Source organism: Arthrobacter sp. Bi83 (genome assembly GCF_918698095.1).
In the GTDB taxonomy this organism is placed as follows: Bacteria; Actinomycetota; Actinomycetes; order Actinomycetales; family Micrococcaceae; genus Arthrobacter.
In genome coordinates this window covers 1-19,019 of record NZ_CAKKLY010000028.1, presented here as the reverse complement: position 1 = coordinate 19,019, position 19,019 = coordinate 1, and the positions used below count along the sequence as shown (strand labels likewise).

General features: G+C 65.0%; 20 protein-coding genes and 3 tRNA genes. 7 read left to right on the top strand and 16 right to left on the bottom strand.

Annotated features, from left to right (window positions below; all coding sequences use genetic code 11):
• The first annotated feature begins 43 nt into the window (after positions 1-43).
• Both LQ144_RS13940 and LQ144_RS13935 read left to right on the top strand, forming a co-directional pair.
• Positions 44-850 (top strand): exodeoxyribonuclease III, encoded by an 807-nt coding sequence (locus tag LQ144_RS13940; RefSeq protein WP_230119299.1) that lies wholly within the window; start codon positions 44-46, stop codon positions 848-850.
• 33 nt (positions 851-883) lie between these two features.
• The gene (locus LQ144_RS13935) at positions 884-1,783 is read left to right on the top strand and encodes a hypothetical protein (RefSeq protein WP_230119298.1); all 900 of its coding nucleotides are present in this window, start codon (positions 884-886) and stop codon (positions 1,781-1,783) included.
• A gap of 14 nt (positions 1,784-1,797) precedes the next feature.
• On the opposite strand, the gene LQ144_RS13930 is transcribed toward LQ144_RS13935, so the two are convergent.
• The 5 genes from LQ144_RS13930 to LQ144_RS13910 form a co-directional block, all read right to left on the bottom strand.
• On the bottom strand, positions 1,798-2,850 hold the full coding sequence (locus tag LQ144_RS13930; RefSeq protein WP_230119297.1) for a LacI family DNA-binding transcriptional regulator: 1,053 nt from the start codon (positions 2,848-2,850) through the stop codon (positions 1,798-1,800).
• Positions 2,851-2,931: 81 nt separating this feature from the next.
• Complete coding sequence (locus LQ144_RS13925; protein WP_230119296.1) at positions 2,932-3,198, bottom strand: hypothetical protein; 267 nt, start codon at positions 3,196-3,198, stop codon at positions 2,932-2,934.
• Positions 3,195-4,085 (bottom strand): carbohydrate ABC transporter permease, encoded by an 891-nt coding sequence (locus LQ144_RS13920; protein ID WP_230119295.1) that lies wholly within the window; start codon positions 4,083-4,085, stop codon positions 3,195-3,197. The genes LQ144_RS13925 and LQ144_RS13920 overlap by 4 nt, the downstream gene beginning before the upstream one ends.
• On the bottom strand, positions 4,082-5,119 hold the full coding sequence (locus LQ144_RS13915) for a sugar ABC transporter permease (RefSeq protein ID WP_230119294.1): 1,038 nt from the start codon (positions 5,117-5,119) through the stop codon (positions 4,082-4,084). The genes LQ144_RS13920 and LQ144_RS13915 overlap by 4 nt, the downstream gene beginning before the upstream one ends.
• Positions 5,120-5,126: 7 nt before the next feature.
• Positions 5,127-6,419: an ABC transporter substrate-binding protein gene (locus LQ144_RS13910; protein WP_230119293.1), complete on the bottom strand. Its 1,293-nt coding sequence runs from the start codon at positions 6,417-6,419 to the stop codon at positions 5,127-5,129.
• Positions 6,420-6,546: 127 nt separating this feature from the next.
• On the opposite strand from LQ144_RS13910, the gene LQ144_RS13905 reads away from it, so the two are divergent.
• The gene (locus LQ144_RS13905) at positions 6,547-8,580 is read left to right on the top strand and encodes a glycoside hydrolase family 13 protein (RefSeq protein ID WP_230119292.1); all 2,034 of its coding nucleotides are present in this window, start codon (positions 6,547-6,549) and stop codon (positions 8,578-8,580) included.
• 180 nt (positions 8,581-8,760) lie between these two features.
• Here the strand turns inward: LQ144_RS13905 and LQ144_RS13900 are convergent, their stop codons facing one another.
• The 11 genes from LQ144_RS13900 to LQ144_RS13850 all read right to left on the bottom strand — a co-directional run bounded on the left by LQ144_RS13900 (position 8,761) and on the right by LQ144_RS13850 (position 15,108).
• The gene (locus LQ144_RS13900) at positions 8,761-9,042 is read right to left on the bottom strand and encodes a hypothetical protein (protein ID WP_230119291.1); all 282 of its coding nucleotides are present in this window, start codon (positions 9,040-9,042) and stop codon (positions 8,761-8,763) included.
• A gap of 154 nt (positions 9,043-9,196) precedes the next feature.
• Positions 9,197-9,808 carry a hypothetical protein gene (locus tag LQ144_RS13895; protein WP_230119290.1) on the bottom strand — a complete coding sequence of 204 codons (612 nt, stop codon included), beginning with the start codon at positions 9,806-9,808 and terminating at the stop codon, positions 9,197-9,199.
• Positions 9,805-10,368, bottom strand: a complete 564-nt coding sequence (locus LQ144_RS13890; protein ID WP_230119338.1) for a DUF6286 domain-containing protein — start codon at positions 10,366-10,368, stop codon at positions 9,805-9,807. Before LQ144_RS13890 ends, LQ144_RS13895 begins: the two co-directional genes overlap by 4 nt.
• A gap of 83 nt (positions 10,369-10,451) precedes the next feature.
• Positions 10,452-10,832, bottom strand: a complete 381-nt coding sequence (locus LQ144_RS13885) for a hypothetical protein (RefSeq protein ID WP_230119289.1) — start codon at positions 10,830-10,832, stop codon at positions 10,452-10,454.
• On the bottom strand, positions 10,829-11,020 hold the full coding sequence (locus tag LQ144_RS13880) for a hypothetical protein (RefSeq protein ID WP_230119288.1): 192 nt from the start codon (positions 11,018-11,020) through the stop codon (positions 10,829-10,831). Before LQ144_RS13880 ends, LQ144_RS13885 begins: the two co-directional genes overlap by 4 nt.
• Positions 11,017-11,472, bottom strand: a complete 456-nt coding sequence (locus tag LQ144_RS13875) for an Asp23/Gls24 family envelope stress response protein (protein WP_230119287.1) — start codon at positions 11,470-11,472, stop codon at positions 11,017-11,019. The genes LQ144_RS13880 and LQ144_RS13875 overlap by 4 nt, the downstream gene beginning before the upstream one ends.
• Positions 11,473-11,607: 135 nt before the next feature.
• On the bottom strand, positions 11,608-12,072 hold the full coding sequence (locus LQ144_RS13870; protein WP_230119286.1) for a hypothetical protein: 465 nt from the start codon (positions 12,070-12,072) through the stop codon (positions 11,608-11,610).
• A 249-nt stretch (positions 12,073-12,321) separates the two neighbouring features.
• Positions 12,322-13,917 (bottom strand): glycoside hydrolase family 68 protein, encoded by a 1,596-nt coding sequence (locus LQ144_RS13865; RefSeq protein ID WP_230119285.1) that lies wholly within the window; start codon positions 13,915-13,917, stop codon positions 12,322-12,324.
• An 825-nt stretch (positions 13,918-14,742) separates the two neighbouring features.
• Positions 14,743-14,818, bottom strand: a tRNA-Phe gene (locus tag LQ144_RS13860).
• Positions 14,819-14,866: 48 nt separating this feature from the next.
• Positions 14,867-14,940, bottom strand: a tRNA-Asp gene (locus LQ144_RS13855).
• Positions 14,941-15,035: 95 nt separating this feature from the next.
• Positions 15,036-15,108: transfer RNA gene (locus LQ144_RS13850), tRNA-Glu, on the bottom strand.
• A 240-nt stretch (positions 15,109-15,348) separates the two neighbouring features.
• Between LQ144_RS13850 and LQ144_RS13845 the strand changes: the two genes are divergently transcribed.
• The 4 genes from LQ144_RS13845 to LQ144_RS13830 all read left to right on the top strand — a co-directional run.
• On the top strand, positions 15,349-16,359 hold the full coding sequence (locus LQ144_RS13845) for a DMT family transporter (RefSeq protein ID WP_230119337.1): 1,011 nt from the start codon (positions 15,349-15,351) through the stop codon (positions 16,357-16,359).
• Positions 16,360-16,368: 9 nt separating this feature from the next.
• On the top strand, positions 16,369-16,797 hold the full coding sequence (locus tag LQ144_RS13840; protein WP_230119284.1) for a metallopeptidase family protein: 429 nt from the start codon (positions 16,369-16,371) through the stop codon (positions 16,795-16,797).
• A gap of 9 nt (positions 16,798-16,806) precedes the next feature.
• A complete protein-coding gene (locus LQ144_RS13835) occupies positions 16,807-17,727 on the top strand; it encodes a cation diffusion facilitator family transporter (RefSeq protein WP_230119283.1) in 921 nt (306 codons plus the stop codon).
• Positions 17,728-17,940: 213 nt separating this feature from the next.
• Positions 17,941-19,019, top strand: a 1,079-nt coding sequence (locus LQ144_RS13830; protein ID WP_230119282.1) for a glycoside hydrolase, incomplete at its 3' end; no start/stop codon positions are given.

Here is a 19,019-nt window from a genome sequence, read left to right as displayed (position 1 = left end):
GTGCCCCATTCACCCCGGGCCCAAGTTCGGTAAGTTAGGAACTGTGAAGATAGCTACCTGGAATGTGAACTCCCTCCGTGCCCGAGCTGACCGAGTGGAAGCCTGGCTGCAGCGCTCTGACTGCGATGTCCTGGCCATTCAGGAAACCAAGTGCAAGGACGACAACTTTCCGTGGGAGCTGTTCGAACGGATGGGCTACGAGGTGGCGCACTACGGCCTGAACCAGTGGAACGGCGTGGCAATTGCTTCCCGGGTGGGGCTCGACGACGTTGAACGCGCGTTTGTGGACCAGCCGGTGTTCGGCAAGGCGGGCAAGGACCCCATACAGGAAGCCCGCGCCATGGCAGCGACCTGCGGCGGCGTCCGCGTCTGGAGCCTCTACGTCCCCAACGGCCGCGCCCTCAACGATGAGCACATGCCCTACAAGCTCAAGTGGCTGGACTCCCTCAAGAACCACGCCGCCGGCTGGATCACGGAGAACCCCGAAGCGCAGATCGCGCTGATGGGCGACTGGAACATCGCGCCCACGGACGACGACGTCTGGGACATCGACATGTTCCTCTCCCAGGGGCTGACGCATGTCAGCGAACCCGAACGTGCCGCATTCCGCGCCTTCGAGCAGGTCGGCTACTCGGACGTGGTCCGCCCGCACACCCCCGGCCCCGGCGTCTACACCTACTGGGACTACACACAGCTACGCTTCCCCAAGAAGGAAGGCATGCGGATTGACTTCGTCCTGGCGTCGCCAGCCCTTGCCGCGCGTGTCACCGGAGCCTCGATTGACCGTGAGGAACGCAAGGGCAAGGGCGCCTCTGACCATGCCCCCGTGCTGGTGGAGCTTGCCGACTAATGGGGACAGACAACCAGTGACGGGGAGGCAATCATGACGGGAAACCTCTACCGGGGCCAGGCCGGCCTGCCGTTCTCGTCCACGCTCCGGGTCTATGAGCCGCTGGATGCCTTCCCCGAGGACCAGCAGGCTGCCCTCAAGGCGGCCGGCAAGCGTGCTGCCTCCCGCGCCGCCGTCGAAAACGCCGAGCTGCTGGCCTCGCTCGGACGGATCACCAGGCCCGGCGGCGATCCGTTCCCCACAGGACGGACCGATCTGGTGCGCATCACCCGCGCGCCCGGCGTGCCGGTGGAGAACGGTGCCAAAGACGCGGCGGACACGGAAAAATCCGACGGCGCTGCACTCCTTTACTGCCCCAGCCAGCTGGTGCTGCGGGCCGGGCTGGCGGCCAATGCGCTGATGGAGGGAATCCACGGGCCGCTGGCCGAACTCCTGATTCCGGAAGAGCAGCGCGACAGGCACCAGGAGCGGATCGATCTGGTCAACGCGCGCGAAGGCGCCACCCGCGTGCACACCCGGGCGTCCACCTGGGGCATCCCGTTCAGCTGGTTCTCCCTGTTCCTCGAGTCTGATCCGCAGGAAGTGGTGGAGTCCGGCGGCCGGATCCTCACCGTCCGGGTCTGGACGCCCATTGCCCAGGCCCTCGACCGGGTGCGTTACGCCGTGGCGAACCTCGCCCTGGCCGCGCCGGACCTCGACATGCTCGATGACCTCACGCAGCTCACCGAATGGCTGGAGCTCTTCCATGCGGATGCCATGGTCGAACTGGACTACGGGGCGGTGGCAGACAAGGTCTACCCGGATGATTCGCCCATGGACGTGCGCCTTGGCATCGAGTGCCTCGCCGAGGGAGACATGACCGGCGCAGCTGCCGCCTACCGCAGGCTCGCTTCGCGCTGGATCCCCATCCGGCAGCTGGCGCGGGCATCCTGACCGCCTGACGCCCGCTAGGCGCGGGGCGCCGCCGTCGTCCGTCTGACGATGAGGCGGTGCGGCGCGACGGTGGAGTGCACCGCGCCGGTGATCCCGACGAGTTCATCCAGGAGCATCTTGGTGCCCAGCTCGGCCTGCTCATCGGGCCGCTGGCCCACAGTGGTGAGTCCCAGGGCTTCGGAAAAGTCGTGGTCGTCGATGCCGATCACCGACAGGTCCTCAGGAACGCGGACGCCCACGCGGTTCGCCTCAAAAATGACGCCCATGGCCATTTCGTCGGAAGCACAGAAGATTGCTGTCGGCTTGGGACCGTGCTGGCCCCACAGCCGCCTGAATGCTTCCTGGCCGCTCCGGACCGTGAAGTCTCCCCACTCATCCCACTCCGGGCGGACCTCGAGGCCGGCCGCGGTCATGACGTCCTGGAATGCAAGGATGCGGACGCGCGGAACGTCGAAGTTGAGGTCGGTTTCGTCGTCGCCGTGGAGCAACGCGATGTCGCGGTGGCCGAGGCCGATCAGGTGCTTGACGGCGGCGGACGCTGCTGCGTAGTCGTCAATGCCAATGTAGGCGCATTCCTCAACGTGGCCGCCCACGACGACCAGCGGAATGTCGATCTTTTGCAGGTGCTCAAGCTCCTCATGGGACAGCGCCATACAAAGAACCAGGAGCGCATCGATCTGCTTGTAGACCATGGTCTTGCTGAAGAGCCGTTCACGGTGGCTGCCGTGGCCGCCGAGGTTGAACAGGGACAGGTTGTACTGCCGTGCGTGCAGCTCGCGGTCTGCGCCTTCAATCGCTTTGGAGAAGAACCAGCGGCTGACGAACGGGGCCAGCACGCCAATCGTTTTGGTGCGTCCGGTGGCCAGGCCCGAAGCCGACGAGGAAGCCACGTAGCCGAGGGCGCCTGCCACTTCCAGGATTTTTTCACGGGTTGCAGGTGAAACCCTCGGCAGCCCGCGCACGGCCCGGGACACCGTGGCCGTGGACACTCCGGCGGCGGCAGCCACGTCTTCGATGCTTACTCCGGAGTGGCCGCCGCGCTGTGCCCGGTCAGTTGTGCGCGCCACGGTGTCCCTTCAAAGCCCTTATGCTGATTTCCGCCATGTCGTTCTCCCAGCGGCAAGAAACCATTTTAGTCCGGCCCGCTGTCAGCTGTGCCTGGTGGCGGTGCGCGCGGGCAGGCGCCTGCGGAGCCTGATCATCCCGTACAGCGCCAGCAGGATGGCCAGCAAGCCCAGCGCCCAGCCGAGGGCCGGCTGGGCCGTGAGCTCCATCCAGACGGTGAAGACGAGCAGCACCACGGCCCAGAAGCCAAGGAATCCGATGATGATGTCGAAGTCCTCGCCCGACCGGACACGCTTATGCCCCAGCCAGGCTGCCTGCTTCTTGCCCCGCGGTGCTGCCCCGTCTGTCACTTGACTGCACCCGCTGTCAGGCCGGCCACGATCTTGCGCTGGAAAACCAGCACCAGGATGACCAACGGAATGGTCACGATGGTGCCCGCCGCCATGATGGCGGTGTAGGGAATTTGGTTTGGCTGCGCCCCGGCGAAGTTGGCGATAGCCACTGTCACCGGCTGGGTCGCGTCGCTGGACAGCTGGCTGGCGATCAGGAATTCATTCCACGAGGAGATGAACGCCAGGATCGCAGTGGTGAAGATAGCCGGGGCGGCCAGCGGCATGATCACCTTCCGGAACGCCTGGCCCTGCGTGCAGCCGTCCACACGGGCCGATTCCTCAAGTTCCCACGGCATTTCGCGGAAAAACGAGGTCATGGTGTAGACCGTCAGCGGCAAGACAAACGAAATATTCGGAATGATCAGCGCCTGGTAGGTGCCCATCCATCCGATGTTGGTGAACAGCTGGAACAACGGGGTGATCAGGGCAACGCCCGGGAACATGGAAGCACCCAGGATGAAGCCCAGCACCAAGTACTTGAACTTGAAGTTCAGCCGGGCCAGTGCGTAGGCGGCGAAAACACCGATGACCAGCGACACCAAGGTGACGACTCCACCGATGAACACGCTGTTCAGCAAAGCCTGGCCGAACCTGTTGCCAAACGATGTGTCGAACGCGGTATTGAAATTGTCCAGGGTGACGTGCGTCGGCAGGATCGAGGTGTCGTACGTGAAGCCCACATCGCGGAAGGCCGTCACCACCATCCAGTACGCCGGTGCAAGGCACCAGATCAGGACCACTGCGGCACTTATGTAAGTGCGGCCCTGCGCCCACTTTTCCCGGTTCTGGGCCGCCTTCCTGCCCCTGTCCTGCTGCGCGCGCAGTTCGGTTGTCGCGGCGGTCATTTCTTCCCCTTACCGGTGGCGCCGCTTTGCTCCACAACATTCGCCCCGAGGAAGCGGACGAAAATGAAAGCGACAAGAAAGATGATGATGAAGGTGATGGTCGACAAGGCCGCGGCAGAGTTGAAGCCTTGCCTGATCTGGTTAATCACCAGGATCGACAGCGTGGTGGTGTTGTTCGCGCCGCCCGTGAGGATGTACGGAAGGTCGAACATGCGGAGCGCGTCAAGGGTGCGGAACAGGATGGCCACCATGAGCGCAGGCTTCACCAGCGGCAGCGTGATCATCCGGAACCGCTGCCAGGCAGTGGCCCCGTCCACCTTTGCCGCCTCGTAGACCTCGGCAGGAATCATCTGCAGACCCGCGAGGATGAGCAGCGCCATGAACGGAGTGGTCTTCCACACATCCGCGATGACCACCGCCCACTTGGCGGGCCATTCGCTGCCTGTCCACAGAATGGAGGTGTTGAACAGTTTGTTGGCTATTCCTTCGAAGGCGAAGATGAAGAACCAGAGCTTGGCGGTCACGGCGGTGGGAATGGCCCACGGCACCAACACGGCCGCACGAACGAGGCTCCGGCCCTTGAACGTCCTGGCCATGATCATGGCCATCCAGAAGCCGAGGACGGTTTCGAAAGCAACGGTCACGACGGTGAAGAAAAACGTTGTTGTCGTGGCCGACCAGAACTGGGCGCCGAGTGTTCCTGGCGGGCAGGCGACGGTTCCGCCGGCAGGTGCCGCACACTGCTGCGCGAGCCAGTTCACGTAGTTCTGGATGCCGGCCGAGCCGCCGGCGGTGAAGAGTCCCGTGGCCGGATCGAGTCCGGCGTCTTTTTGGAAGGACATCACGATGGCACTGATGATCGGGTAAACGATCACAATGCCCAACGCGATGACGGTGGGGGCAAGGAGCCAGGCAGCCCACTTACCCTGGCTGAGGATCTTGTTGTCCTCACCCACGCCCTTGGGGGCGTGATGGACGGGGGTACCGCCCGACGCCGGTGCCTTGACCGGCGTCGGGCCTAATTCGGTTGCCATGGCAGACCTACGATCCTGCACCGGCGGATTCGATGGACTTCTGCATGTCTGACAGTGCAGTGTCCACGGGCTTCTCGCCCTTGATGGCTGAGTAGGCGTTTTCCTGGATGGCCTTGGTCACCGCCGGGTAGAACGGGGAGACCGGGCGGGGAACGGCTTTCTCAATGGACGTCTTCAGGACCGGCAGGTACGGAAGCTTGGCCACAAGATCCTTGTCGGTGTACAGGGATCCCAGCACCGGGGCAAGCGAACCCTGGGTTGCGTAGAACTTCTCGGACTCTTCCGAGGTCATGAACTTCAGGAAGTCCAAGGAAGTGGCCTTGTTCTTGGAATAGACGCTGACAGCCAGGTTGTGTCCGCCCAGCGACGAGGCGCCGGCGCCGGTCGCGCCGGGGATCGGTGCGATGCCAAGCTTGTCCTTCACTGCAGACGAACCCTCAGTAGTTGCCAGGTTGTAGACGTAAGGCCAGTTGCGCAGGAACAGGAGCTTGCCGCTCTGGAACGCCTGCCGGCTCAGCTCCTCCTGGAAGGTGATGCCTTCCTTGGGAATGTTGCCGTCTGCGTATGCCTTGGCGAGGTTCTCCAGGCCGGCCTTGGCCTCGGGGGTGTTCAGGCTGGGCTTGCCGTCCTTGTCCAGGACCGATCCGCCGGCGGAGTTGATGGCCTCGGACGCGTTTACGGTGAGGCCTTCATACTTGCTGAACTGGCCGGCGTAGCAGCCGATGTTGTTTTTCTTGGCGATGGAGCACATGCTCATCATCTCGTCCCACGTCTTGGGTGGGGTCGGCACCAGGTCCTTGCGGTAGTAAAGCAGGGCTCCGTCAGAGGTCTGCGGCGCGGCATACAGCGTGCCCTTGTACGTGCCGCTGTCAACGGTGGGCTTCAGCATGGCGCCGGTGTCGATGGCCATCTTGTCCTTGAGCGGCTGCAGCCAGCCCTTGGCAGCGAACTCGGCGGTCCACACTACGTCAACGTCCACGACGTCGTAGCCGGCGTCCTTGGCCTGGAAGTGCTGCACGATATCGTCGTGCTGCTGGTCGGCCTGGTCGGTCTGCTCCTTGAAGGTCACCTTCTCGTTCGGGTGCGCGGCGTTCCACTTGGCAACCAAGGGGCGCACGACGTTGCTGTTGTCCTTGCCCTGGACGTAAGTAATGGGCCCGCGCCCGTCAAGGCCCGCAGCGGCGTCGCCGCCGGCAGCACCGCCACCGGTGGCACCCCCGCCACCGCCACCACAGGCGGAGAGCGTTAGGGCGAGAACGCCGGCAGTAGCTACCGGTAGTAAGAATTTCGGGGTTTTCATTGGCAGGAGACTCCTCGCTGAGTGACAAGACAAATCACTGGTGCATTTGATGTGGTGACAGTCACACTAGTAACGTTGCCGGAACAAATGCAAGCGTTTACACCTAATTGTTACCGGAGAGGCAACCATGAGCCACCGCCCGATTTCAACGCCCGGTTCCGACATCGGGACGTGGTGGGCCAGCGCAGTCGTCTATCAGATCTATCCCCGTTCCTTCGCCGATGCCAATGGCGATGGCATGGGCGATCTCCTGGGCGTCACCGCGCGGCTACCGTACCTGAAGAAGCTCGGCGTCGATGCCGTCTGGCTGTCGCCGTTCTACAAATCCCCGCAGGCGGATGCCGGCTATGACGTGGCCGACTACCGCCAGGTGGACCCGATGTTCGGCAGCCTCGATGACTTCGACGAAATGTTACACGAGGCTCACGGCCTGGGCGTGAAGGTCATCGTTGACCTGGTGCCGAACCACACCTCGGACGAACACGTGTGGTTCCAGGAGGCCCTGGCTGCGGAGCCCGGCTCAGCCGCGCGGGAACGCTACATGTTCAGGCCGGGGAAGGACGAAACGGAGGGTTCCGGCGACGGGAACACGGCCCCAAACAACTGGAAGTCCATTTTTGGCGGGCCGGCCTGGACGCGGACCACCAACGCGGACGGAACCCCCGGCGACTGGTACCTGCACCTCTTCGACACCAAGCAGCCGGACCTCAACTGGGAAAACCCTGAGGTCCAGGAGGAAATGCGATCCGTGCTGCGCTTCTGGCTGGACCGCGGCGTGGACGGCTTCCGTGTGGACGTGGCCCACGGAATGGTCAAGGAGGCCGGGCTCCCGGACTGGGAAGGCGTGGCCGCCATGGTGGAAGGCTCGTCCGAGGGCCGGCATCTTCCGGACGCCCCCGGCGCCCACCCGGAGGCAGTCGAACCGCACACAGCCCACCGCGCAAGCCTGGCGGCCGGCAGCGCCGGCGCGGATGACGCCGTCGGGGCGAAAGTAGCCGTGCTCGATGCGCCCGGGGAGGCCCTGGACCACCAGCCGGTGTCGCCGCTGTATCCGCCGTCGCCGTTCTTTGACCAGGACGGCGTCCACGACATATACCGCGACTGGAACCGCGTGCTGGCCGGGTATGACGGTGACCGCATGCTGGTCGCCGAAGCCTGGGTGGAGCCTGCGGAGCGCCTCGCCCGCTATATCCGGAAGGACGAAATGCAGCAGGCGTTCAATTTCGATTTCCTCCTGGCCGGGTGGGACGCCCAGCGCATGGCCGTAGCCATCGAAGAGTCGCTCGAGGCAGCCGCTTCGGTCGGCGCACCGACAACGTGGGTGCTGAGCAACCATGACACGGTGCGGCACACGACCCGCTTCGGACTTGCGGACCCCACCACCTTCCCGAAGGGCATCGCGGCCGAGGACGAGCAGCCTGATGCCGCCCTGGGACTCGCGCGCGGCCGTGCGGCCACGCTCGTATCCCTGGCGCTGCCAGGTTCGGCCTACCTCTACCAGGGCGAGGAACTGGGCCTGCCGGAGCACACCACCGTGCCGGCGGACGCGCGCCAGGACCCGACATTCTTCCGCACCAACGGAGTTGAGCGGGGACGCGATGGGTGCCGCGTTCCGCTGCCGTGGAAGTCCGGCGAGCCCGGCTTCGGATTCGCCGAGGCCTACACGGCGGCCGTTTCACCTTCCAGCGGAGCACCTTCCAAGGGGGCACCTCCCAGCGGAACGCCCGACGGCGGATCATCAGACGGCGGATCGTCAGACGGCGGGGCAGGTCACCGCCAGCCCGCCGAGCCGTGGCTGCCCCAGCCGGCGTCCTTCGGCGAGCTGGCCGCGGACCTGCAGGACGGCGTCGAGGGTTCCACGCTGGAGCTGTACCGATCCGCGCTGTCGCTGCGCAAGAGCCATGGCCTGGGCTCGGGATCGTTTTGCTGGGCCGACATCCATGACCCCGAACTCGGCGTCCTGGCGTTCCAGAACCGGGGCATCCTGGTGGTGGCCAACATGGCAGCCGAGCCGACGCCCGTTCCGGATGGCTACCGCGTGGTGTTGTCGAGTGCGGCCGGACCCGCGGGCGCCGGGACGGCCGCCTCCGTTGCGGCCGAAGCCGTGACTGACGCAGCAGTTATTGTGCCGAACAGCGCAGCTTACCTCGTGGCGGGATAGCCGGACGCCGAGGACAAGAGTGCCGCGTTAGGCCGAAGAGCGCTGCGTTCCGCGGGGAACGCAGCGCTCTTCTGCCTTTATCCGGCGCGAATGGTGGTAGCACAGACCGGACGCTGCCCGGTAAGCCTGCCCGGGGTGCCGGGGCACCACGGCGCCGGGCGCGAGTGACTCGCGAAAAGGCTACTTGCCGCCCTTGAAGAGCCCGGCAAGCTTGGCCCCGAAGCCCTTGACGTTCTCGGTTACATCGCCGGCGAGTTCCTTCGCATTTTCCGCCACGTCTCCGGCGAGGAATTCCTTGACACTCCCCGCCGCCTGACCGGCAAATTCCTTGACGTGTTCAGCGGTCTCGCCCGCGAACTCCTTGACGTTTTCGGCAGCGTCGCCCGCAAATTCCTTTGCATGGCCCACAGCGTTTTCGAGTCCGTCCTTGGCAGCCTGGTTTCCTGTTACGTCTTCGCTCACAGTGTTCTCCTTCATCGACGGGCTTGGCCGGGCGGTTGGGCCCGGATACGGGCCGTGGCTGCCGCAATGGACAACCACGCCTCGCTCTTCAAAACTATGGCCAAGGCGTGCCTGCACCAAACGGGAACGCGGCCGGACCTGCAGGAGGTCACATTCAGCGGACGCGCTCCGCACGGCTGAAGCGGCTGCGGGCTCCGGCGGCAACATGCACCAGCACGGGAGTCTTCTGGCCCACGACCGCTTCCAAGGCCGCGACCAGTGCTGACGTGTCCGCCGTGAGTGTGTGCGGGGCGACTCCGGGCCTCGGATGCAGCCGGATCTTCAGGGCTGGCTGCCCACGGACCTCGTAGGTGGTGACCGTGGCGCCGGCAAGATCGGGACGTTCAGCCAGCGCATTCTTCAGTGCCTGTTCTGCGACACCGCCGCCGATCCGCACGTCTCCGGGAACGCTGCCGGGATCTTCGGCGGCCAGCAGAAGATCGGCACGTCCTTTCCCTTGCTGGGCGACCCAGGCCACCATGAGGACGATCAGCAGCACGAGGGCAAGGGCCAGGACAATCCAGACCCAGCTTTCCTGCCGGCCAGGGAACCTCGTGCCGTCAAAGAGCCGGTTGGCGCCGTCCCAGACGTCTCCTGACCAGGACTGCCACCAGGATCCAACGGCGGGAACAGTGGCCAGCAGCATCAGCAGGATGCCAACAGCCAACAGTTTGAGGCCGAGGATGCCGATGAGGATCCTGTTGAGCAGCCGGGGCGTGTTGTTCATGCGCCAATCACCCCCGACGTCGCCAGATTAACCCGCACCGCAGGCATGGGAATCGGCGCCATTGAGCGAAGTTCGTCCTCAACTGCTTCGCGGACGGCGTTCTCACTCACCGGTACACCGGAGGTCGGGCGGACATTCACCACGGCCTGCCGCTGGGATACCACCACCATTACCTGCTCCGACGTGACGTTTGCCGCGAGGCGCGCCCGGCGGGCCAGGGCGGACGCGATTACTTCGTCGTCCACCACCACGGCCACCCGGGGGTCGTCCAGCAAGTGCCGTGCCCGGCGCCCGGGCAGTATGGCGCTGAGGAAAAAGAAGAGGCCCGCAGCCGTGACCACTGCGCCGGTAACCCCCAGCAGGAGGGGCGGAATGCCGTTCGGAAGCGAAACGATCCGTTCGGCTGCCGTCTGGGGATCGACAAGCCAGGGCGGCTGGCCGACGGCCCGGACAGCCGATTCGAGGAGTGCGTAGAGGCAGAAGAGGATGACGAGGGTGGCGGCGATCCCTGCCGCCGCAGCGCGGGAGGAATGGGTTTCCCGGTCCAGGATCCGGCGCATGTCCAACGACGCGGAGTGGCCCGGCCCGCCGGAGGCATCCGCCGGCTCCTCGCCGGTTGGGTTCTGCTGTTCGATGACGGAGCTCAACGGACCCGGCCCCTTTCCGTGACGTGGGCACCGCTGATGCGGATATCCACCCTGCTCAGCCGAGCACCGCTGAGTTCGGTGACCCTGGCCAGGATCTCGGACTTGGCGGCAATGGCCCTGTCCCAGATGGAGCCACCGAAAGCCGGCACCCGTGCCGGGTCGCGGAGGACAGCAGTCAGGGCGGGAATCTTGATAGGCGTGACCAGTGACAAGGCCAGCAGGCCGTCGTCGTCCGACCAGTCTGCGCGGACGTCGTGCGGCGGAATCCCCAAGGCGTCACCGGCTGCAGCCTTGGCCAGGCTGGTCAGGGCCTGGGTGCTGATCCGGTTGTGGCCGTTGTAGAGCTGGCTGGGAGCCGCCCCGGCTTCCGCGCTCATGATGAGGAGCGCCGGCCGCTGAGGGCATCGATGACGCTGCGCAGGTCCAGTTTCCCTTCTGCGGCGCGGCCCAGAAGGGCACCTATGCCCATGAACAGGAGGGAAATCAGGAACCCCCACAGGCCGAACTGGAGCGACATGAACGCCACGAAGGCGCCGATTCCGATTCCCACGACCGTCAGGCTCACAGGATCGCCTCCCTCTCAGCTGCCGCCGCTGCCCCTGCTGGTTTCACCGGCGGGGCAATATAGACATCGGTGATTTCGACGTTCACCTCTATGACCTGCAGGCCAACGAGTTTCTCGACTGCCGAATAAACGGCGGCCCGGACCTGGTTGGCCAGGGAGTGCAGCGGCGTGCCGTACGCCGCGACCAGGGTGATATCAACCGCGACCTGGGTTTCGCCAACCTCGGCATGTACCCCCGCTGCGTGGTCTGAACTGCCTACCGCGTCCCGGATGGCCCCCAGCGCCCTGGAGGAACCGGTGCCCAGGGAGTAAACCCCTGGCACGGCGCGGGCGGCGATTCCGGCCACCTTGGCTACTGCCGTTTCAGAGATGACCGTCCGGCCGCTGCCGCCGGCCTGACTGAGGGCCGTTTGTGTGCGCGTGCCGGCAGGATCCGTGTTCGGGTATTCCATCAGGCGCTCCCCTTCCGTTGATCACAACCCTATCCCCTAGGTCCGACATCGTCAGGGGTAGAGCCGCGATTCGCCCTTCCGTTCCGGCACCGTTCCTTGACCTCAGGAAGCACCCTTTATAACTAGGAACTAAAACTAGGAACAGTTGCTGGCCAGCCATTTGGTCACGGGGGCCATGGCGTCCTGGAACTTACCGCTGGAATACACCGTCTGGTCGCTCAGCCCGGCCACGGCCACTTCATTAAGCCTGGCGAAGTCTGCCTTCAGAGATTCCGGGACGCGTTCCGCCGTTTCACTCAGCTCCGCCTTCTTCTGCTCAAGTTCCGCGGTCTTGCCCTGGGCAGCGGACAGAGGCAGCAGGGAGGCACCGGTGGCCTGTTGGGAAATCGTGGTGCATGCCTCCGCGGCGGTGGCGAAGCCTCCAAAAGCTCCGGATGTTGTGCCCGCGCTCGGCGCCGCGGCGGGGTTGCTCGAAGAGCCGGAACTGTCTGGAGAAGAGGACGGCGACGGCGCGCTGCCGGCTGTCGGGGCGGAGCAGGCGGTCAGTGCCACAGTGGCGAAGACGGCGGCGGCGGTCAGCGGACGGGCAAAGTTTTTCACAGTTCACATTTCCTGGATCGGTTCCGCCGCCGAACGGCGGCCTTGTCTGGCCGGCGGAGGCGCCGGCCGTGTGTCCCCCGGCGTGCGAGTCTAGCCGGGGCGACACCCTGCTTTCCAAGTTGACAGCCCAAGGTTTCTGGCTGACGGGGCGTACGAGGCGCAGGTGTTTAACAGCGGAGGCGCCCGGAACTGGTCCGGGCGCCTCCGCCGATTTACTGCAGTGTTGCCGTTCTACGGGTGAGCCCGGCGTTACTTGTAGTGGCCTTCGCCGCCAACGCGGACGTTGGTGGGCAGGTAGCCGAACGGGCCGAGGCCGTTCTGGCCGAAGCTGCGGTCAACCTTGGAGACACCGTCCCGGAAGTTGATCTTCACGGTGGGCGACAGCGAACCGCCGCGGACGCCGTTCACGTTGTCGATGAAGGACTGGACCAGTCCGCCCGGCTGCACGTAGTGCGAGTAGGCCTGGAACTGGCGGCCGTTCTGGTTCGGGGTCGGCGCTTCCGGGGATTCCGACGGCAGGTTCAGGTCCGTCGGGGAAGCCAGGGCGAGGCCGCTGTTGTTCATCGGCTGGTAGTCGGAGCGGATGCCGTTGCCCACGAAGCCGTAGACGCCGTCCGGGCCGCGCATGCCAGCCGCGTAGGTGAACTGGTGGCTAATGGTGAACAGGTAGTACTTGTTCTTGCCGCCTTCATTCTGGATGAAGATCTGCGGGCGCTCAGTCTGGTCATTGACGCAGTTGGCGGAGAGGACAGGAGGCAAGAAGTGCCACTTGGTCAGGTCCTTGTTGTCTGCTACTGCCAGGCCGACGTTTGCAGTCTGATAGTAGGCGCCCTTGCTGTTGACCTCGTCACGCTTCTCCGCGTTGGGGTCACCGGGAGCGTAGCCCAGGTCCTCGTCCTTGCACTTGTAGTCGCCGCGGGTTCCGCCGGTGTTGCCTTCGAACACCATGTAGGTCTTGCCGGGGTGTGCCGGGTCGGCGAAGGTGTAGGGGTCCCGGAACGCGAAGCCCGGGTTCTGGGCCTTGTTCTGGTACATCTTTCCGTCCGGCTCCAGCAGCTTGGTGTGCTTGAAGCCGTCGAAGGTGACGCCGTTCTTGTCGGCGTGAATCTTACCCAGCGCCTTGGCAATGACGGCGTCAGGGGCAATTCCACCGCCGCCGGAGTTGCGCTCCTTGACGTCGTAGAACGTGGTGGCCGTGTAAAACACGTTCACCTCGTTCCCCTTCATGAGCCGGGTGGAACCGGACCATTCGGTGTTGCCGATGGAGGTGTTGTCCAGGAACAGGTGTCCGCCGTAGTTCCACTTGTCCTTGGCCGGGTCAGCGTTGGTCTTGCGGAAGAAGTAGCCGATGCGCGCATTCCAGTGGCGCTGGTCGAAGCCGTAGCCTGCGTGGCGGTCGGCGACCAGCGAGAAGATCACGTCGTAACCCTTGTAGCTGATCTGGTTTGCGTGCTCATCGGTCAGGGACCAGGTGTCCCAAACCCACACGTCGTCATTCATGGCCGGGAAATCCTGGGGGATCTCCGGCATGGTGACGTCCGGACTCATGGAGTTCTGGCCGGGCTTTACCGTGGAGTCGCTCTGCGCCATGATCTGCTTGGCATCAGCGCGGGTCCACTTCGAGGTGAAGTCAGACGCCGGATCGTGCACCTTCTGCGTGTGCTTGGTCGGCAGCGGAAAGCCCGGGGCGGGGGCCGGCATCTGGGTGTTCGACGGCGGATCCGACGGCTCGTTGGCCTGCGCCGAGGGAACTGCCAGGAAAGCCGTGGCAGCGACAGCGGCCGCCAGTGCTGCGGCGGCTGGTCGCCACCGCAGCATCCGGGTGGTGTTGGGGTGCTTGTGCATTTTTTGCTCTTCTCGCGGAGATAAATTTCGTGGAAGACGGGCTGACGCCCTGTCCCCCGCACTCCGGAGGCCTCGCTGACACGGCATGCGTCGTCGAGGACGCCGTTGTGTCGAGGGAGAGCGGGGTTTGGGTAGAACCCCGCTTGGATGGCTCGGAAGGTTTGTGCTTTTCCCGGCCCACATTCAACGGTAGACAACGTTGTCACCCGAGTTCAACACGGTTTTCGGAGTGCGGCCGGCCCAGCCCATAATTTGTGCAAGCGCTTACATCTTCCGTTGGCGCGCGCGTGCCACGATCACATATCCGAGTCAAATGTTGCTTAACAAATATGATTTCTTTTCGTCATCCACTGTCCGTTTACCCAACCGCTGCTCCGTAACGGCCCTATTCGGTCTGGAAAAGGGCCGTTACGGAGCAATCGACATCACGGGGAGTGGTGACGGGGATCATGGAAGATAGTTGTCATCCGCCACGCATCCAGTTGGCGCAGCTGCACCCCTCCAGTGGAGGAGCCCGAACAGTACCCCCGCCCGGTGTCGGGCAGGCGCGTGTGTCGGGCAGGCGCATGCCGTCAGCGGCTTGGCGTTCGCGAAGATCTCCAGGGCGGAGTGGTCCACACCCCGCGGAGCTACAAGCGGCCGTGAGGGAGGGCCGGCGCATGCTGAGGACGCGCGAACCGCACAGATGCACGGCAACGATTTGGCGCCACCCGACTTCGCCCGACCCTGGACCACCCGCGCGTCTTCGGAGCGCTTGTGGGGCGCTAGAGAGGTCGCGGGGTTAAAGAAGAAAAGCACCAGTTCCGAAGAACTGGTGCTTCCCAGTGGTGGCTCCGACCGGCGTCGATCCGGTGACCTTTCGATTTTCAGTCGAACGCTCTACCAACTGAGCTACAGAGCCTAGGTGACATGTCACCATGAGAGCCGGAATTTCTTCTGGCAATCAGAGCGACCCTGACGGGACTTGAACCCGCGACCTCCGCCGTGACAGGGCGGCGCGCTAACCAACTGCGCTACAGGGCCTTGCTTGTTTCTTGCTGTTCACAGTATCGCTACTGCAATTTTTCAAGGCCTTTAGCCTACCAGACTTTCACACCCGGTTTGACCACTTCCTTGCGTACCCCCAACGGGATTCGAACCCGTGCCGCCGCCGTGAAAGGGCGGTGTCCTAGGCCGCTAGACGATGGGGGCCTGAACTCAATCCGGCTCATTCAGGGCAAAAATAAAGGGCCGAAGCCATTCGTTTTTGTCCCTCCGAGTTGCTCCGAACTGGACCTCTAAAACTATAGGGCCTACCCCGGGGAAATCCAAAATTGGCCGGGATGACACTTCGGAGGCCCCGGAGTGGGCTGCCGAAAATTGGCAGTTTCTCGTTTAGACGTGACCGATTTCCGCCAGCCCTGGAACGTGGAACAGGACTACATTGGCACCATGGCAACCACCGCCGACACCAGCCCCATGCAGCCCGCACGTCCCCACAAGGGATCTCCGTCAGCTGCACCCGCCCCTGCCCCCTCCGCGACCGGCGATGCTTCACGGCCTCACGGTGCGCCGACACCGGATAACCCGGCCAGGGGGCCAGTCAACAAACTGGGTGTCGCCGCCGTCGTCATCACGGTGGTCCTATGGGCCTCCGCGTTCGTCGGCATCCGCGCCGTCGGACCCAGCTTCTCCCCCGGATCCCTGACGCTTGGGCGGCTGGCGATCGCCGCCGTCGTGCTAGGGGCTTTGGTCCTGCCCAAACTCCGCGTGCTGCCGCGGGGACGCGAGTGGTGGCCCATCCTGGCCTACGGCGTGATGTGGTTCGGCGGCTACAACGTGGCCCTCAACGCCGCCGAACATCTCCTCGACGCCGGAACCAGCGCCCTGCTGATCAACGTCAACCCCATTCTCATCGCGGTTATGGCCGGCGTCATCCTCAAGGAGGGGTTCCCGCGCTGGCTGATCATCGGAAGCCTCGTGGCGTTCGGTGGCGTTGCCGTGATCGCGCTGGGTTCGGGGCAACGATCGACGGCGGATGTGGCCGGCGTGCTTCTTTGCCTCCTCGCTGCTGCGCTCGCCGCCGTCAGCGTCATCGTCCAGAAGCCGGTGCTGCGGAAGTTCCCCGCCGCGCAGGCCACCTGGTTCGGGATCATGGTGGGGTTCCTGTGCTGCCTGCCCTTCGGTGGCCAGCTGGTGACCGAACTGCAGGCGGCGCCGCTGCCGGCCACGCTCGGCCTCGTGTACCTCGGCATCTTCCCCACCGCCATTGCGTTCACCACATGGGCCTACGCCCTTTCCCTGATCGACGCCGGAAAGCTGGCGGCCACCACATACTTGGTACCTGGCACCACCGTGCTGATCTCGTGGCTCGTGCTGAGCGAAATCCCCACGGTATGGGGGCTCGTGGGCGGCGCCATCTGCCTGGTGGGCGTGGGGCTCACGCGGAGGAGATCCCGCTAGAGTTTGGATATGCCCGCAAACCTGCCGCCAGGACTTCCCATCGTTCCTGACGGAGCCGGCGATTCCTCTGGCTTCGACATGTCAGAGACTGATTTCGAAGCGGCTGTCAGCGACGCCCTGGACCGGATCCCGGCCGATGTGGCGCGGGCCATGGACAACGTGGCGGTCTTCATCGAGGACGACTACACGCCGCAGCCGGGCGAGGACCCGGACACCGTTCTGCTGGGTCTCTATGAGGGTGTCCCGCTGACGGAACGCGACTCGTGGTGGGACGCGGGCTCCCTGCCGGACCGCATCACGATTTACCGCCAGCCCATCCTCGACACCTGCTCCACGCGCGAGGACGTGGTGGACGAAGTGGCCGTGACGGTGGTCCACGAGATCGCCCACCACTTCGGCATCGACGACGAGCGGCTCCACGAGCTCGGTTGGGACTAGCCTGTAGGCATGGGACACGACCACAACCATTCCCACGGCCTTACGGCGACGGGCAAGCACCGCAACCGACTGATCGCCGTTCTGGCCATCACAGTGGCCGTGGTGCTCGTCCAGGTGATCGGAGCAGCCCTGTCAGGCTCCCTGGCGCTGCTGGCCGACGCCGGACACATGCTCTCCGACGCCGCCGGCATTTTCATCGCCCTCCTGGCGGCGTGGATCGCCGCCCGCCCGGCCAGCGACCTGCGGACTTACGGCTACCAGCGTGCCGAGGTCCTCGCCGCCTTGGCCAATGCCCTCATCCTCGTCGTCATCTCGGTGGTCATCTTCAGTGAGGCCATCCGCCGGATCGGGTCCGCGCCGGACGTCCAGACGGACATCATGCTGTATGCGGCCATCCTCGGCGCGGCGGCCAACCTTGCGTCCCTGCTGATCCTGCGCGGCGCCCAGAAGGAAAGCCTCAATGTGCGCGGCGCCTACCTGGAAGTGCTGGGCGACCTGCTGGGATCGTTCGCGGTCATCGCCGCAGCACTTGTAATCATGCTCACCGGCTTCCGGGCCGCGGACACCATCGCGTCCGTGCTGATTGCCGTGATGATCCTGCCCCGCGCCTGGCACCTGCTGCGGGATGTGGTGGATGTCCTGCTGGAGGCCACGCCGAAGGGCGTGGAAGTGCGGATGATCCGCGAACATATCCTGTCCGTGGCCGGCGTGGTTGCCGTCCACGACATCCACATTTGGACCATCACCTCCGGTGTGCCCGTGTTCTCTGCGCATGTGGTGGTCGAGGACGCGGTCCTGAGTGCGCGCGGCGCTGACCAGGTTCTGGACAAGCTCACCACCTGCCTCGGCTCGCATTTCGACACCGAACATTGCACGTTCCAGCTCGAACCCGCCAGCCACTCCGAGCACGAGTCGCACCAGCACGCCTGAGCGCACGGCGGCTCGAGTCCCGCCCTTGGCGCAACACGCACGTCCAAAATCCGACAGAATGACTCTCGTGTTGTTTAGGATGCTGATGTGACTCGTGTTGCCAAAGTGATTATTGGCACGTAGCCTCAGTGCTGCTGGGTGATCTGCAGAGGGGCACTTCCGTGCCGCCTCCCTACTCGTTCGTCCCGGCCCTAGATGCTGCGAGGTTTGCGAATGAGTTTGTCCGGTCCCGGCCGCAAGGCGGCCGTGCTGTGCACCGCCGTCGTCCTTCTTGGAACCCTCGCGGGGCCGGCGCAGGCTGACCAAGCGCCGTCCGCTCTCGCCGCCGCCGTCACGGTTCCGGCGTCACCGAAAGTCCCCTCTCCCGAGGACATCGCCGCTGCAAAGTCCAGTGAACGCACGACGGCAAAGGAGGTCACCAGCATTGAGCACATCCTTGCCGATGCGGCCGCCGCCCAGGAGGGCACCTTTGCGCGAACCCTCGAAGCGAACAACGCGTACAGCGACGCGCTGGTGGAGCTGCGCATACGCGGCGATGCCGCGGCGGAGGCGACCGCCCGTGCCGAGGCAGCGGACAAGGATCAGGCAAAGAGCCGCAAGGAGATCGGCCAGCTGGCGGGAGATCTATACCGCAATGGCGGGCTGAACCCGGCCCTGAGCAGCCTGGTCACCGGAAAGGGCGATGTGCTGCAACAGGCCTCCACGCTGCAGGCCCTCTCCGCCGGCCGCAGCCGCGCCTTCGAAACGGCCGTGAACAGCGCTTCCGCGGCAGAATCACTTACCGCGGCCGCGGCTGATGCCCGGCGCGCGGCAGACGACGCTGCGAAGACCGCAGAATCGCTCAAGGCCGAGGCCGAACAGGCCAACGCAGCGCAACTGAAAGCAGTGTCCGATGCGACGGCGCAGCGGACAGTCCTGGTCGGCCAGCTCGCCTCGCTGAGGCACACCACGGCGGCGCTTGAATCAGCCAGGGTTGATGCCTTGGACCGCCAGCGGCAGCAGGCACGCCTCGCCGCGGTAACCGCAGCAGCCCAGCAGGCCGCAGCGGATCAGCCTGCGGCTGCCAGTTCGGCGTCCAACGGGCCCGCATCCAATCAGCCGGCGTCCCCCCAGCCGGCACAGGAAAGCCAGACCGGCGCCTCCGCGCAGAAGGCTGCTCCGGCGGCACCGGCTCCAGCGCAGCCTGCGGCGCCTGCGCCTGCGCCTGCCAGGCCCGCCCCAGCCGCGCCGGCGGCGCCCGCGCCGGCACGTCCCGCAGTGCCCTCACCGGCAGTGCCTGCCCCGGCAGTGCC

Excerpts from the sequence above, each read along its gene's own strand:
- LQ144_RS13935 (WP_230119298.1), top strand. The coding sequence starts at position 884 with ATGACGGGAAACCTCTACCGGGGCCAGGCCGGCCTGCCGTTCTCGTCC.
- LQ144_RS13920 (WP_230119295.1), bottom strand. The coding sequence starts at position 4,085 with ATGACCGCCGCGACAACCGAACTGCGCGCGCAGCAGGACAGGGGCAGG.
- LQ144_RS13915 (WP_230119294.1), bottom strand. The coding sequence starts at position 5,119 with ATGGCAACCGAATTAGGCCCGACGCCGGTCAAGGCACCGGCGTCGGGC.
- LQ144_RS13910 (WP_230119293.1), bottom strand. The coding sequence starts at position 6,419 with ATGAAAACCCCGAAATTCTTACTACCGGTAGCTACTGCCGGCGTTCTC.
- LQ144_RS13905 (WP_230119292.1), top strand. The coding sequence starts at position 6,547 with ATGAGCCACCGCCCGATTTCAACGCCCGGTTCCGACATCGGGACGTGG.
- LQ144_RS13895 (WP_230119290.1), bottom strand. The coding sequence starts at position 9,808 with ATGAACAACACGCCCCGGCTGCTCAACAGGATCCTCATCGGCATCCTC.
- LQ144_RS13890 (WP_230119338.1), bottom strand. The coding sequence starts at position 10,368 with ATGCGCCGGATCCTGGACCGGGAAACCCATTCCTCCCGCGCTGCGGCG.
- LQ144_RS13885 (WP_230119289.1), bottom strand. The coding sequence starts at position 10,832 with ATGAGCGCGGAAGCCGGGGCGGCTCCCAGCCAGCTCTACAACGGCCAC.
- LQ144_RS13875 (WP_230119287.1), bottom strand. The coding sequence starts at position 11,472 with ATGGAATACCCGAACACGGATCCTGCCGGCACGCGCACACAAACGGCC.
- LQ144_RS13865 (WP_230119285.1), bottom strand. The coding sequence starts at position 13,917 with ATGCACAAGCACCCCAACACCACCCGGATGCTGCGGTGGCGACCAGCC.
- LQ144_RS13845 (WP_230119337.1), top strand. The coding sequence starts at position 15,349 with ATGGCAACCACCGCCGACACCAGCCCCATGCAGCCCGCACGTCCCCAC.
- LQ144_RS13840 (WP_230119284.1), top strand. The coding sequence starts at position 16,369 with ATGCCCGCAAACCTGCCGCCAGGACTTCCCATCGTTCCTGACGGAGCC.
- LQ144_RS13835 (WP_230119283.1), top strand. The coding sequence starts at position 16,807 with ATGGGACACGACCACAACCATTCCCACGGCCTTACGGCGACGGGCAAG.